Here is a 13813-nt window from a genome sequence, read left to right on the forward strand (position 1 = left end):
ATGATCTTGATTATACTGTAATCGAGAACATTTAAAATCTTGTCTAAGAGGATGTTTGAAAAGTGGTATTCCGTAATTTTCATCACATTGCTACCCCCCTTTCCCCTTGTAAAGGGGGGAAACAATAAAAATCCAGTTCCCTCCCCTTTACAAGGGGAGGGTTAGGGTGGGGTAAAAAATATTTGATACATCAACCATAACTTTTCAAACACCCTCTAACCTGTGTTTCCAACTTCAATAACCCCACCCCTCCCATCTTTCACCATAGCTATCTCTACTATTGCTCCAATAAATGCCCCTAGAATATCCGGTGCTAATTCCCTAGTAATCCTGCTAAATGCCTGATAACCAATAGTTTTAGCCACTTCTAGCAGTTCCTGGACAACTTCTGGAGGCGGGTTGTCTTTGATTAGGGGTAAATAGTCATTGACTAAGAATTTTTCATCTTCTGAGAGTCCAGAAAAATTATTACTACCCCTATATAGAGCTTCTATTAGGACTAGTAATATTTTTTTGAGGGCATTGAACCCACCAAATTTACTAGCTATTTTAGAAATATAGGGCTGTGATAATTTGCTTATTTTAGCAACGGCTTTTTGTGTACATTTAATCCCTGTGTCTATACATTGCTTAAATGCTCCTAATAGATAATATCTGCTTACCTGTTCTCTATCACCTGCTGTTGGTGTAATTTCAAAAGCAGTGGTTTTGGTTAAGGTTGCACCGGGGTAATAATCCAGTAGGTAACTGAGATCATCATCACTGGTGAGATAAATTGTTAGTGCTTCATCAGGGCGGCGGTTGGCTCGGAGTCTGCCTCCCATCTGAATAATCTCTGCTTTCACTAAATGCTCTATATACTCCTGAAATTGGAAATTATCTTTACTAGTGTCATAATCCCCTGTTAAAGTTGCGTATTTAGCCGCTACAGCCCCTATATCCTGATAAGGTGAACCAATCGCAAATAAAGCATCGTGATTCATGTATTTATTAGTACCGCGATTATCCTTAAACCAGTAACCTTCACCATCTTGTTTGTGTTTGAGGTGGTCAATCACTCCCAAATTTTGATGTTTAGATGTTAAGTCTATTCTTAGAGCATCTAATTGTTTAACTTTTGATTCACTTCTGTCTTTACCACATAATCCTAAATCAGTAATTTGTACCACTTTTAGATTTGAGTAGTTAGGTAACTTCTCACAGATGACTAAGATCTCACTGGCATCTATTCCTAATTCAAAGGCTACTGTTTTTCGGGTAGCAGTTGCATCTAGTAAAAACACATTTTGGAATTTACTTAGTACCTCTAATTGTCTGCTGTTTTTTGTGGTAATGATTAACTTGTGATGTTTAATCCTCAATGCTCCAGAACTAATATTAGCAATTATCTCTAATAATGGTGTTAACCAATTCACTATTAGGTTATCTAATAATTCATGGGATTCTTGACTGGCTTCTTTACCGAATGTATAACGAATATATTTCAAGGTTTTGGGGTTTATTCCCTTTCTTTCACTTGTGTCAATTCCATCTAAGGATACGCTATCAGCAGCTTGAAAGATATCTTCTAAGTCAGGTGATAGCACTTTTAAAGCCTCAATGATATTGGGGATAATTTTATGGTCAATGTCTCCCAATATCGACCTTACTTGATTATGATTATAACCATAGTAATTTTCTTTATGTTTGGAAGATAAATATTGCTCCAATGGTGAGATAAAATCTTTGATTTGTTTCCAAACTTCTGGTAAATGTCTAGCAATTTCTCCTAAAGTCTTTTGGTAATCTGTTAATGATAATTCTGTAGTTTCCACTAGATTAATTTGACGACTAGATTCATCTACAAAAGCTAGGGATTTTTCGGGTATTTCTGATGGTAATGAATCAATATGGCATCTGATTCTATCTTTCATCAGTGCCTCACGCCGGTCTCTCCTGAAAGTTGCACCAGCTATTTTATCTAATATATCACCTTCAAAATCTACACCTTGACAATTGGCTTTGAATTTACAAGTATGACAAATGGGATTTAATGATGATTCACTATTTGATTCTTGATGATAGCCTTTAGATGCTAATTTATGAAATAAAGGTGTTTTGTGACAATTCCCGGAAATATTGGCTTCTTGATCTTTAGGCCAGTTAATGGTGGGATTACCCAAGGGGGTTAAGTTGTTATCATCTGCATACATTCCATTATTTCTAACTGGTAAATCTGTATAGTTTTCTTCTATTGATTTAGTGGTGGGATTGCGGTGTTCACTTGATATGTACCAGAGTTTATTGACTTGTAACCATTCTGGTATAGTTTCTCCTACAAAGTTGGATTTACCAGCCCCAGCACTGGACATATCCAAGATATATTTTTTGCCACTTTGAATACTTTGATTGTAGGTTTCTAATCTATCAGCAGGATTAAACCATACATCAACATCTAAATTACTCCTAGATGATTGTTTAAGTGGAATAGATGCTGGTATAGATTGTGGTATATGTGCTTGCTTGAGCAGGGTTTCGATAAATAGTTTACATTCCCAATCTTCCCCAGATATTTCCTGATTAACAGGTTGTTTTGCTACTGCTAATATGGCATCTATGTATGTATGCAGATGTTCTTTATAAGCTGTCTGAATTTCATTCTCTAGTAGTTGTCTACTGTATAATCCATCTGCTATTAAATCAGCGATATCATAGCCGTCTGTACTATCTGGATTTAATCTCTGGGGATTTAATTGAATGTATGCTAATTGTGCTTTGTTAGCTGCGATTCTTAGTTTATTGGCTTTGTTGTAACCTGCTTTGTCATCGTCGGGATAACATACAATACCAGCGATATCATAAGATTTTAAGCATTGACAATATTGTTCTAGTTTGGCATCTGTCCATTGTGAACCTTGAAAGGTAGTGGTAAGTAAATTTTGTTGTCTAGCAGCATCAGTACATTTTTCTCCTTCAACTACTAAGATAAATTGGCCTTGACCATGTTTGATGATTTCTTCTTGATGGTAAACAGGCCAGGGTTTGTCACCAATTCCCTTCACACTGTCACCAAGAATATCCAGATGGTAAGGAATGGTGAGCTTTTTCTGTTCACCATCTTCTATAAATTCGTATCTAATTACATACTGTGTATCTGAGTATGTATAGATGATTTGTGATCCTCTACTGTTATGTTTCTTTTGCGGAACAAGACTAGGAGCAGGTAATTTGGCTAATTCAATGATTTGAGGTAATGGTGCTGGTAACGGATCTGGTTTTTTGGCAGGGGTGATCTGTTGGTAGTTGATTCTGCCGTTGTCAATACCCGCTTGTTTTAAAGCATCTTCTAAAGGATTAACAGCTTCTCGGATATCTTTTAGATGCTGTTTGTTGCCAGGATCTGCCCAACATTGGTACTTACCAGTTTTAATATCTACGGTTAATGAACCTTCACAGACTGGACAAATATATCTATTTTTGCCTTTCTTGGGAGTGAGTCTGTCTAGGAAGTTCCTGATATCAAAGGTTTCTAGGTTCTTATTCATGCCACACCCCCACTAATTGCAATGGGTTGGCAAGAATTAGAAGAAAAATGTTTACACTTTTGTAATTTGCAGTCTATAATCAAAAGATAAGACTGCCATGAATTAGTTCTCATGGTTCTCATTTGTTGATCCAGACCTTTTACTTAGCTGCTTTCTCAGGGCGAGGGTAAGTAAAGAACTGGGTTTGCTAATTTTGAAATTTTCTAAGCTCTCAAATTGTTCTCAAGACAGTTTGGGAGTTTTGATTTATACTGGTAATCAAGGGTTATCATTCTTCAAAGCTATGAAGCATGATTGAAAAATTGACTACTGATTACAATCATACTATATCAAAGAAAACCAATTTCAGGAAAATTTATTTTTACTACTAAAATTTCTTAATCTGTATTATACGTGTCTAAAAGCTCATGTACATGAAAGTTTTTACTATCCTTTGGTGATGATAGGCGATCACTTCATAAATTCACTCTCCCTGATTTTCCAACTTTAAAAAATGCACCATTCCACACCTATCACCCGCAACAATAGTCACTCCATCTGGTGCAACTGCACAGGAGAAAAACGGAGCGTGACTTTTGAAAGTAGCTATCACCTCCCTCGTCTCTAAATTCCACATGATAGTTCTGTTCCAATAACCAGAAATCACCCGTTTACCGTCTGCTGTGACTGCTACTGATTGTACAGAACCACTGTGACCTGTGAGGGTAAATAAATTCTCCCCTGTTTCTAAATTCCACACCTTTATAGTTCCATCAAGAGAACCAGAAATCGCCCGTTTTCCATCGGCTGTCACTGCGACTGATGTTACCCACCCACGATGAGGATCATGTTTGAGGGTGAACAGTTTCTCCTCAGTTTCTAAATTCCACACCGTCACAGTTCCATCACGAGAACTGGAAATCGCCCGTTTTCCATCGGCTGTCACTGCGACTGATGTTACCCACCCACAATGAGGATGATGTTTGAGGGTGAACAGTTCCTCTCCTGTCTCTAAGTTCCATACTTTCTTCACAGGTATAGGTAGAGGTTCACAACCAACACCACCAAATGTGGCAATTCTTCGACTAGAAAACTGACTTGTTCTAATTCATCTTATCGAGAAGCTGATATATTCCATATTGCGGCTGTTAATTTTTGTCTAAAAACAACATAGCAGCCGATATCTTATAGTTTTAGTTCATATCATAATAATGTTCATAGTAGTATTTTTCTAATTCATCTTCTATAACATCATAATATTCATCATATTCATCACATTTTAAAAGATTTTTTTCATATACAGAACTCCATAACTCTGAAGTAATATCTTTGCTTAAATCAAGATTCCATTTTTGTTCAAACCAATTTTTTGCTTCGTCGCAAATATGTTTATCTGTGAAATAACAATTTAGTTCTCTTATAGTATTTGTTAACCCATTTCTTGTAAGGTTGCTACTCCCTATAAAAATACTATTTTCGTTCTCAAGATTTTCATGTGTGAAAATATATATTTTAGAATGAGTATTTGGTATAAGTTTAACAGTTAACTTATTTGTCTGTTCACCAAATTGTAGAAACTGAACTAATTTATTTAAATTTTGAGTTTCTTTTTTTAGATTAATATCTTTGTGAAAAAAATCATCAAAAAATAATTTTTTATTAATATCATTATTTTCTCCTGTTCCTACTAACAATCTAATAGTACCATTATTTATATATAAAATATCTTGTAAAGATTCTACAATTAAACACCACCCACTAAATTTAAAATAACCAACACAAATATCAACTTGTATAGAATTTTTGATCAATTCATTTAGTTTTTTTAAAAAAGATTCGTTTTCATTATCAAATAAATTTTTCATATTAATAATTTTCAAACATCCTGTAAATGAAATTGAACAATGTTGTTATACTCACATCTTGCACCAATAAAAATTGATGAAATTTTATTACTCTATATAATACCAAAACCATTGATTTAGAGATAAAATACTGTAACAATCAGGTATCTTTATCGCCTATTTTTTAAAATCCTCTGTGTCTATACGTAGATATGCAAGGTATGAGTATAGCTCATTGTGGAATATTAAGGATTAAATCTCCAGTTTTTTCTGACAAAAAATGATTTATGGCTAAATTAATTATTCTTGGTTTTAGCGGATCTATGATATCTAAATTACCATATTTAAGATAAATTATCACGGCTACTTGTAAATCTGTATGAACTATACCTACTGCTAATGATCTATTAAAATCTGCTCTCCTAATCCAGATTTGAAAATTATTACTAAATTCAGCTTTTAAGTTTTCAAAATAATTTGTGTATTTTTTTTCGTTTTCATATAAGATATTCGGATCGTAAAGTTTATCAGTCATAGGTAATATCGAGCAAGAGTATTATGATGAATGTTCTTATTCTATAGGATTTGTATGATTTTGTATATGGTTTGATTATACAACCCACCTTTTGCACCCTAAACTTCGTTTTTTCTGAAGTCGTGGAAAGCCATATACTGACTTTGATTTATACCTATTAGTTTTGACACTATTCATCTTGAAAGTGATCACTAATATTCAGTTCAACGTAAAAACACTATAAAAATTCTGTATAATAGATAGCTAGATTGCAAGCAACTTTGGCATTCTCCATACATCAAACTTTTTCTGTAGTGTAATCATGAAGTTTCCTCTAGCTTTTCTTGCTATTCCATTTGTATTTATTATTCAGCAGGGTGCTTTCGCACAAATTTCTAATCCCTATTCAGTTCCCATGAAATTACGTGCGCCAATAAGAACTTGGGCAGGTGATGGTGTTTGTCTATGCCCTTATGATCAAGTAGTGACTGAAGGTATAAGCCTGTTCTTTACGGATGAAGACAAAACATATACCTGTGGAAAAACTTCTGCGTATATTAGAACTGGCGGACGTGAGCCTGCTTGTTATGTAGAAGACAGAAATCCATATGGTCGTGAACAAGCGAGACAAGTTGAAGAACAATGTAGGTCACTGGGTTCACAAGCCTGTTATGTCGACTTCATGAACAGATTTTAGTCGCGTAAAGATGGATCTTTCACCAGTGTGATGTCATTATTCTTTGATAAAATCAGAGGAAGAGGAAATGAGCCTTTTGAGGTCAAGCAATGCTTTTATCCATCAAAACGAAACTCAAGTTAAATAAAAACCAAGAAATATTAATGGCTAAACACGCTGGCATAGCAAGGTTTACCTATAATTGGGGTTTAGCGACTTGGCAAAATTTGTATAAAGATGGACTAAAACCAGATAAATATATACTCAAAAAATTTTTTAATAATTATGTTAAACCTGAATTTACATGGATTAAAGAAAAAGGTATTTGTCAAAAAATTACTCAATATGCTTTTGATAATTTAGGTGAATCCTTTGGCTAGACTGTGCCGAATCGGGAGTTTTGTACGCTAAGAAAATTTCAAAAAAGTTGAAAGCCTTGACTATCAATAGTTTCATAAAATATCATCCGAATGAAATTTTTTGTATTTTAGAACAATGGTCGTTAAAAAATTTCCAAAGAGTTGAACGCTAACAATCTTTAATGGCAAGGCTTTGGGCGATTGCTCCGATTTCTTAGCGTACAAAATTCCTAAATTGGCACAGTTTAGCCACACCTAACACCAATAGCTTAATTTCAAATAGCGATCGCCCCCCACATTTTATATTTCCGCGTCTTTGACACCCAATACTAATAATTTTATTTCAAAGAGCGATCGCCGCATTTTCCCCCAAGAACCATAAGTATTAGCCTTGACTTTATCTAATTCAGATTGTTTAGATAAATATCCCTCAGTATCATTATTGCCACGGATGTAGCGTAATTCAAATACTTTAAATTGATCAATAGCTCTTGCACCTACAACTTGAGCTATTTGGAAATCAGTTTTACCTTCATCGAATTTTACTAGAGCTACTGCCACTTTTTCTCTAGTCATATCTGCAAGTTGCGCTCTAGCTCGTTGTAGTTCAGCTACTTTAATTTGGAGATCGGAGATGGCGATAGCGAAGCGCGGGAGATAATACTCCCCCTCGACCTAACTTTACCCCTAAATCACTTATTTTCCCAGTTGGTTTAAATTTCGCTTTCTTCTAGCGTCTCTCTTTTGCTGTGCTTTATTTAGTTTCTCAAGTTGTTTAAATCTAGGAGAAGTAGTAAAATTTAAGGATATGGGGTTCTCTGTATCAGTCGCTTTTATAGTTTTAGGAGAGATATCTGTGATATCCTTTAAACCAAATTTGACAAGCACTTCATCATAATCTCCTATCACATCCTCATCAACACACCCTGCTTGAAAAGCTCGCTCAATTAAAGGTAAACAATCTATTGCATTCATATCAGAAAGCACCCAGATAATATGACCGTTAAACTCAGGATCATTTTCTCTAAAAGATTCTAAATGTTGAGATAAAGAAGTAACACAATGCTGGTAATGCTCTGGATAGACAGAGGCAATGGTTTTAATAGTTAACATAGCTGTAATTCGGGGAAATTGCCCATGAGAATCATTAGCGATATAAGTAGAAAGTGCCGGAATTACAGGTAAACCAATCAGGCTTAAAACATTTTTTAATTCTTCATCCAAAATGGACAATACTTCATTATTAAAATCAAAATCATCAAGTTTGGATAATAAGCTAATTAACGGCTCAATTGCTGCTTCTACTCGGAATTTTCCTAATATACGTATTGCATGAATTGGTGCATATTCAAATAAACCACTTTCATCAGACAAAAGCGCGTTATGGTCTATATTGTAAAAATCTTCATCAGTTGCTAAACTGATCAACTCAGGAATATGTTCAGTAGTAATACCTGATTTCTCATAATTAGGCCATTTATCTGGTGATAATTTCCCTGTCCCTTCTTGATAATTAAACAATTGAGCAACAGTCTCGGAATAACTATTTTGTGACATACAAATCAAAGTTGAATTTTAATACTGTTTGCATAGATTTATTAATTTGATTCTAACGCAAAACAACAACTATTGAATCAATGTTGAAACCTATATCCCACATTCCGCACTTCATTTTGTAGTACAGATACAAGTGTAATAAGTAACAGAAATAACTTAAACATAAACACAGCGGTTTCCGCTCTTATGAGGTACAAAGTTGAATCATGAAACTCTTGTAGTGCGGGCATCTTGCCCGCTAATGGTGTACCTCATAACACCGAGAAGTGCTGTATAGACAGTAATATAAAAATTGCCAACAAATTGAAATTAATAAGGTATTGACAATAAATTCAGAAGAAAAAATGAGTCTGAAGGAAATCAAAATACCAAAAAATATGAATTACCAAAAAGAAGAATTTGAGAGTAAAAACTTAGATCACTTAGGAATAATAGATGAAATAGGAATAGTAGAAAAAATTAATAAGCTATTCTTAGTAAATAGTAGAGAGAAAGTAAATACAGGCGAAGTAGTTAAAGCAATCATTCTGAATTAACTAGGTTTTGTATCAACGACAGGCTCAGTACAAGTCCTGCCCGTCCTTGATAATTAGGGGACTTTTCGGCCCGCACCACAAGAAATTTTTGAGTATTTTTTTAATTGGAAGTCCCTAATCGTAGGCATACCTCCCATCTTTCACTATAGCTATATCTACTATTGCTCCAATAAATGCCCCTAGAATATCCGGTGCTAATTCCCTAGTAATCCTGCTAAATGCCTGATAACCAATAGTTTTAGCCACTTCTAGCAGTTCCTGGACAACTTCTGGAGGCGGGTTGTCTTTGATTAGGGGTAAATAGTCATTGACTAAGGATTTTTCATCGTCTGACAGGTCAGAAAAATTATTACTACCCCTATATAGAGCTTCTATTAGGACTAGTAATATTTTTTTGAGGGCATTGAACCCACCAAATTTACTAGCTATTTTAGAAATATAGGGCTGTGATAATTTGCTTATTTTAGCAACGGCTTTTTGTGTACATTTAATCCCTGTGTCTATACATTGCTTAAATGCTCCTAATAGATAATATCTGCTTACCTGTTCTCTATCACCTGCTGTTGGTGTAATTTCAAAAGCAGTGGTTTTGGTTAAGGTTGCACCGGGGTAATAATCCAGTAGGTAACTGAGATCATCATTACTGGTAAGATAAATTGTTAGTGCTTCATCAGGGCGACGGTTTGCTCGTAGTCTGCCTCCCATCTGAATAATCTCTGCTTTCACTAAATGCTCTATATATTCCTGAAATTGGGGATTATCTTTACTAGTGTCGTAATCCCCTGTTAAAGTTGCGTATTTAGAAGCTACAGCCCCTATATCCTGATAAGGTGAACCAATAGCAAATAAAGCATCGTGATTCATGTATTTATTAGTACCGCGATTATCCTTAAACCAGTAACCTTCACCATCTTGTTTGTGTTTGAGGTGGTCAATGACTCCTAAATTTTGATGATTAGATGCTAATGCTGTTTTTGTGGCATCTAATTGTTTAACTTTTGATTTACTTCTGTCTTTACCACATAATCCTAAATCAGTAATTTGTACTACTTTTAGATTTGAGTAGTTAGGTAATTTTTCACAGATGACTAATATCTCACTGGCATCTATTCCTAATTCAAAGGCTACTGTTTTCCGGGTAGCAGTTGCATCCAGTAAAAACACATTTTGGAATTTACTTAGTACCTCTAATTGTCTGGTGTTTTTTGTGGTAATGATTAGCTTGTGATGTTTAATCCTCAATGCCCCAGGACTAATATTAGCAATGATTTCTAATAATGGCGTTAACCAATTCACTATTAGGTTATCTAATAATTCATGGGATTCTTGACTTGCTTCTTTACCGAATGTATAACGAATATATTTTAAGGTTTTGCGGCTTATCCCCTTCCTTTCACTTGTGTCAATTCCATCTAAGGATACGCTATCAGCAGCTTGAAAGATATCTTCTAAATCAGGCGATAGCACCTTTAAATCCTCAATGATATTGGAGATAATGTTATGGTCAATGTCTCCAAATATAGACCTTACTTGATTATGATTATAACCATAGTAATTTTCTTTATGCTTGGAAGATAAATATTGCTCCAATGGTGAGATAAAATCTTTGATTTGTTTCCATACTTCAGGTAAATGTCTAGCAATTTCTCCTAAAGTCTTTTGGTAATCTGTTAATGATAATTCTGTAGTTTCCACTAGATTAATTTGACGACTAGATTCATCTACAAAAGCTAGGGATTTTTCGGGTATTTCTGATGGTAATGAATCAATATGGCATCTGATTCTATCTTTCATCAGTGCCTCACGCCGATCTCTCCTGAAAGTTGCACCAGCTATTTTATCTAATATATTACCTTCAAAATCTACACCTTGACAATTGGCTTTGAATTTACAAGTATGACAAATGGGATTTAATGATGATTCACTATTTGATTCTTGATGATAGCCTTTAGATGCTAATTTATGAAATAAAGGTGTTTTGTGACAATTCCCGGAAATATTGGCTTCTTGATTTTGAGGCCAGTTAATGGTGGGATTACCCAAGGGGGTTAAGTTGTTCTCATCTGCATACATTCCATTATTTCTAACTGGTAAATCTGTGTAGTTTTCTTCTATTGATTTAGTGGTCGGATTGCGGTGTTCATTGGATATGTACCACAATTTATTGACTTGTAACCATTCTGGTATAGTTTCTCCTACAAAGTTGGATTTACCAGCCCCAGCACTGGACATATCCAAGATATATTTTTTGCCACTTTGAATACTTTGATTGTAGGTTTCTAATCTATTAGCAGAATCAAACCATATATCAACATCTAAATTACTCCTAGATGATTGTTGAAGTGGAATAGATGTTGGGATAGATGCTGGGATAGATGCTGGTATAGATTGTGGTATATGTGCTTGCTTGAGCAGGGTTTCGATAAATAGTTTACATTCCCAATCTTCCCTAGATATTTCCTGATTAACAGGTTGTTTTCCTACTGCTAATATGGCATCTATGTATGTATTCAGATATTCTTTATAAGCTGTCTGAATTTCATTCTCTAGTAGTTGTCTACTGTATAATCCATCCGCTATTAAATCAGCGATATCATAGCCGTCTGTACTATCTGGATTTAATCTCTGGGGATTTAATTCAATGTATGGTAATTGTGCTTTGTTGGCTGCTATTCTTAGTTTGTTAGCTTTGTTGCAACCTGCTTTGTCATGGTCAGGATAATATACAATACCAGCGATATTATGAGATTTTAAGCATTGACAATATTGTTCTAGTTTGGCCTCTGTCCACTGTGAACCCTGAAAGGTAGTGGTAAGTAAATTTTGTTGTCTAGCAGCATCAGTACATTTTTCCCCTTCAACTACTAAAACAAATTGGTTTTTACCATGTTTGATGATTTCTTTTTGATGGTAAACAGGCCAGGGTTTGTCACCAATTCCGTTCACACTGTCACCAAGAATATCCAGATGGTAAGGAATGGTGAGTTTTTTCTGTTCACCATCTTCTATAAATTCGTATCTAACTACATACTGTGTATCTGAGTATGTATAGATGATTTGTGATCCTCTACTGTTATGTTTCTTTTGAGGAACAACACCAGGGGCGGGTAATTTGGCTAATTCAATGTTTTGGGGTAATGGTGCTGGTAATGGTGCTGGTAAAGGATCTGGTTTTTTGGCAGGGGTGATCTGTTGGTAGTTGATTCTGCCATTGTCAATACCTGCTTGTTTTAAAGCATCTTCTAAGGGATTAACAGCTTCTCTGATATCTTTTAAATGCTGTTTGTTGTCAGGATCTGCCCAACATTGGTACTTACCAGTTTTAATATCTACGGTTAATGAACCTTCACAGACTGGGCAAACATATCTATTTTTGCCTTTCTTGGGAGTGAGTCTGTCTAGGAAGTTCCTAATATCAAAGGTTTCTAGTATTTTATTCATGCCACACCCCCACTAATTGCAATGGGTTGGCAAGAATTAGAAGAAAAATGTTTACACTTTTGTACTTTGCAGTCTATAATCAAAATATAAGACTGCCATGAATTAGTTCTCATGGTCGTTAGTCCGGTGATCCAGACCTTTTACTTAGCTGCTTTCCACGGCGAGGGTAAGTAAAGAACTGGGTTTGCTAATTTTGAAATTTTCTAAGCTCTCAAATTGTTTATAACACAGTTTGGGAGTTTTGATTTATACTTGTGATCAAGGGTTATCATTCTTCAAAGAGCTATAAAGCATGATTGCAAGATTGACTACTGACTACGATTATAGTATATCAAACAAAATCTATTTCAGGAAAATTTATTTTTCTTTCTAAAATATGTTAATTTATACCACAATAGTCTAAAATTATATGTATATCAATATTTTCTTTACTAAACTTTTTGATAATTACTTTCAGTAAAAAGGAGATTAAGGTAATGGGCGAGGCTAGAAGGCGTAAGCAATTACTACAAGATCCAAACTACAAAATTTCTATCATAGCCAAACAGTTGGCAGCAAGTTTAAATCGTTCTCCCGTCCTAAAAATAGTTATTTTAGCATTTTTATCAGAAGCTTTAGTATACGAATTAGAGCCTAATTTGGTGTCTGAAATTTTGTTTGAAAAAGTTACTGAGTGGTTAGATAAGAATAGTAATATAGTCGAGTTAGCAGAACTACGATCAGGTTGTTTTATACCCACAGATGAACTCGTAGATAAGCTACTTGATATATTAATAATTATGTCTATGGGATCACCAAAGGCATCATCAGAAATAGGTATTGAGCCGAGATACGTGTAAAAACCTGCAAGATGGTCTGGAAATGCCTACTGTGTCTAGCTTTCAACAATTTTTCCCCCCATCCTTATAAGGTTTTCCACACAGAGGACAAAACTTATACCTCAACGACACCACCAACTCACCACAATTAGCACAACTAGACCGTAATTGCGTACCGCATAGATAACAAAACCTAGCCCGAACATTTCCCCACATTGAATCCACAACGCCACCAGGATTCCAACATTGGGGGCAAAACTTAATCGCTGCCATTACCAGAACCTCTTCTCCCCTGACAACAGCCTGCAAATACTCAACAGGCACAGACAAAGCCAAAGCAAGACCGCCAAGAGTTTTATGGCTAAGTTTCCTTGTCAATCCCCGTTCAATCTTCCCCACAGAGCGAGAATGAACACCAGCCGCATTCGCCACCTCAAACTGAGTTAAATTGAGTTCCTTTCTCATCCGCAAAACATAGTCGGACAGAGATTCTCCAGGTTTTGGAGTTTTAAAAGTATCCATAAAACACTGCCAATATTTCTCCCTAAAAGATATATAATTTAGG

At 35.2% G+C, this 13813-nt stretch carries 11 protein-coding genes and 1 pseudogene; 4 read left to right on the forward strand and 8 right to left on the reverse strand.

Annotation, left to right across the window (positions count from 1 at the left end; translation table 11 throughout):
• Positions 1 to 215: 215 nt before the first annotated feature.
• The 4 genes from BMF77_RS24600 to BMF77_RS24615 form a co-directional block, all read right to left on the reverse strand.
• Positions 216 to 3524 (reverse strand): hypothetical protein, encoded by a 3309-nt coding sequence (locus BMF77_RS24600; RefSeq protein WP_148766553.1) that lies wholly within the window; start codon positions 3522 to 3524, stop codon positions 216 to 218.
• Between the two features lie 463 nt (positions 3525 to 3987).
• On the reverse strand, positions 3988 to 4536 hold the full coding sequence (locus BMF77_RS24605) for a WD40 repeat domain-containing protein (protein WP_246863024.1): 549 nt from the start codon (positions 4534 to 4536) through the stop codon (positions 3988 to 3990).
• A 160-nt stretch (positions 4537 to 4696) separates the two neighbouring features.
• Positions 4697 to 5368, reverse strand: a complete 672-nt coding sequence (locus BMF77_RS24610) for a restriction endonuclease PLD domain-containing protein (RefSeq protein ID WP_148766557.1) — start codon at positions 5366 to 5368, stop codon at positions 4697 to 4699.
• Positions 5369 to 5579: 211 nt separating this feature from the next.
• Positions 5580 to 5882, reverse strand: coding sequence for a hypothetical protein (locus tag BMF77_RS24615; RefSeq protein ID WP_148766558.1), 303 nt, complete (start codon positions 5880 to 5882; stop codon positions 5580 to 5582).
• 301 nt (positions 5883 to 6183) lie between these two features.
• Here BMF77_RS24615 and BMF77_RS24620 point away from each other — a divergent pair, with 301 nt between their 5' ends.
• Entirely contained in the window at positions 6184 to 6558 is a 375-nt protein-coding gene (locus BMF77_RS24620; protein ID WP_148766560.1) for a hypothetical protein, read from the forward strand.
• 89 nt (positions 6559 to 6647) lie between these two features.
• The gene (locus BMF77_RS24625; RefSeq protein WP_246863025.1) at positions 6648 to 6917 is read left to right on the forward strand and encodes a helix-turn-helix domain-containing protein; all 270 of its coding nucleotides are present in this window, start codon (positions 6648 to 6650) and stop codon (positions 6915 to 6917) included.
• Between the two features lie 279 nt (positions 6918 to 7196).
• On the opposite strand, the gene BMF77_RS24630 is transcribed toward BMF77_RS24625, so the two are convergent.
• Entirely contained in the window at positions 7197 to 7472 is a 276-nt protein-coding gene (locus BMF77_RS24630) for a hypothetical protein (protein WP_246863026.1), read from the reverse strand.
• A 120-nt stretch (positions 7473 to 7592) separates the two neighbouring features.
• On the reverse strand, positions 7593 to 8453 hold the full coding sequence (locus BMF77_RS24635; protein ID WP_148766562.1) for a HEAT repeat domain-containing protein: 861 nt from the start codon (positions 8451 to 8453) through the stop codon (positions 7593 to 7595).
• A 377-nt stretch (positions 8454 to 8830) separates the two neighbouring features.
• Between BMF77_RS24635 and BMF77_RS24640 the strand changes: the two are divergent.
• Positions 8831 to 8986: pseudogene (locus BMF77_RS24640) on the forward strand (DUF4277 domain-containing protein); the annotation flags it as partial.
• A gap of 117 nt (positions 8987 to 9103) precedes the next feature.
• Here BMF77_RS24640 and BMF77_RS24645 read toward each other — a convergent pair.
• Positions 9104 to 12430, reverse strand: a complete 3327-nt coding sequence (locus BMF77_RS24645; protein WP_148766564.1) for a hypothetical protein — start codon at positions 12428 to 12430, stop codon at positions 9104 to 9106.
• A 476-nt stretch (positions 12431 to 12906) separates the two neighbouring features.
• Between BMF77_RS24645 and BMF77_RS24650 the strand changes: the two genes are divergently transcribed.
• Positions 12907 to 13269: a hypothetical protein gene (locus BMF77_RS24650; RefSeq protein WP_148766566.1), complete on the forward strand. Its 363-nt coding sequence runs from the start codon at positions 12907 to 12909 to the stop codon at positions 13267 to 13269.
• A 42-nt stretch (positions 13270 to 13311) separates the two neighbouring features.
• Here the strand turns inward: BMF77_RS24650 and BMF77_RS24655 are convergent, their stop codons facing one another.
• Positions 13312 to 13770: a helix-turn-helix domain-containing protein gene (locus tag BMF77_RS24655; RefSeq protein ID WP_148762642.1), complete on the reverse strand. Its 459-nt coding sequence runs from the start codon at positions 13768 to 13770 to the stop codon at positions 13312 to 13314.
• Positions 13771 to 13813 lie beyond the last annotated feature (43 nt).

It is taken from the genome of Dolichospermum sp. UHCC 0315A (genome assembly GCF_008121535.1).
Taxonomy (GTDB): Bacteria; Cyanobacteriota; Cyanobacteriia; order Cyanobacteriales; family Nostocaceae; genus Dolichospermum; species Dolichospermum lemmermannii.

Bases quoted from the DNA above. Each gene is read 5' to 3' on its own strand.
- BMF77_RS24600 (WP_148766553.1), bottom strand. From the start codon at position 3,524: ATGAATAAGAACCTAGAAACCTTTGATATCAGGAACTTCCTAGACAGA.
- BMF77_RS24610 (WP_148766557.1), bottom strand. From the start codon at position 5,368: ATGAAAAATTTATTTGATAATGAAAACGAATCTTTTTTAAAAAAACTA.
- BMF77_RS24615 (WP_148766558.1), bottom strand. From the start codon at position 5,882: ATGACTGATAAACTTTACGATCCGAATATCTTATATGAAAACGAAAAA.
- BMF77_RS24620 (WP_148766560.1), top strand. From the start codon at position 6,184: ATGAAGTTTCCTCTAGCTTTTCTTGCTATTCCATTTGTATTTATTATT.
- BMF77_RS24625 (WP_246863025.1), top strand. From the start codon at position 6,648: ATGCTTTTATCCATCAAAACGAAACTCAAGTTAAATAAAAACCAAGAA.
- BMF77_RS24630 (WP_246863026.1), bottom strand. From the start codon at position 7,472: ATGACTAGAGAAAAAGTGGCAGTAGCTCTAGTAAAATTCGATGAAGGT.
- BMF77_RS24635 (WP_148766562.1), bottom strand. From the start codon at position 8,453: ATGTCACAAAATAGTTATTCCGAGACTGTTGCTCAATTGTTTAATTAT.
- BMF77_RS24645 (WP_148766564.1), bottom strand. From the start codon at position 12,430: ATGAATAAAATACTAGAAACCTTTGATATTAGGAACTTCCTAGACAGA.
- BMF77_RS24650 (WP_148766566.1), top strand. From the start codon at position 12,907: ATGGGCGAGGCTAGAAGGCGTAAGCAATTACTACAAGATCCAAACTAC.
- BMF77_RS24655 (WP_148762642.1), bottom strand. From the start codon at position 13,770: ATGGATACTTTTAAAACTCCAAAACCTGGAGAATCTCTGTCCGACTAT.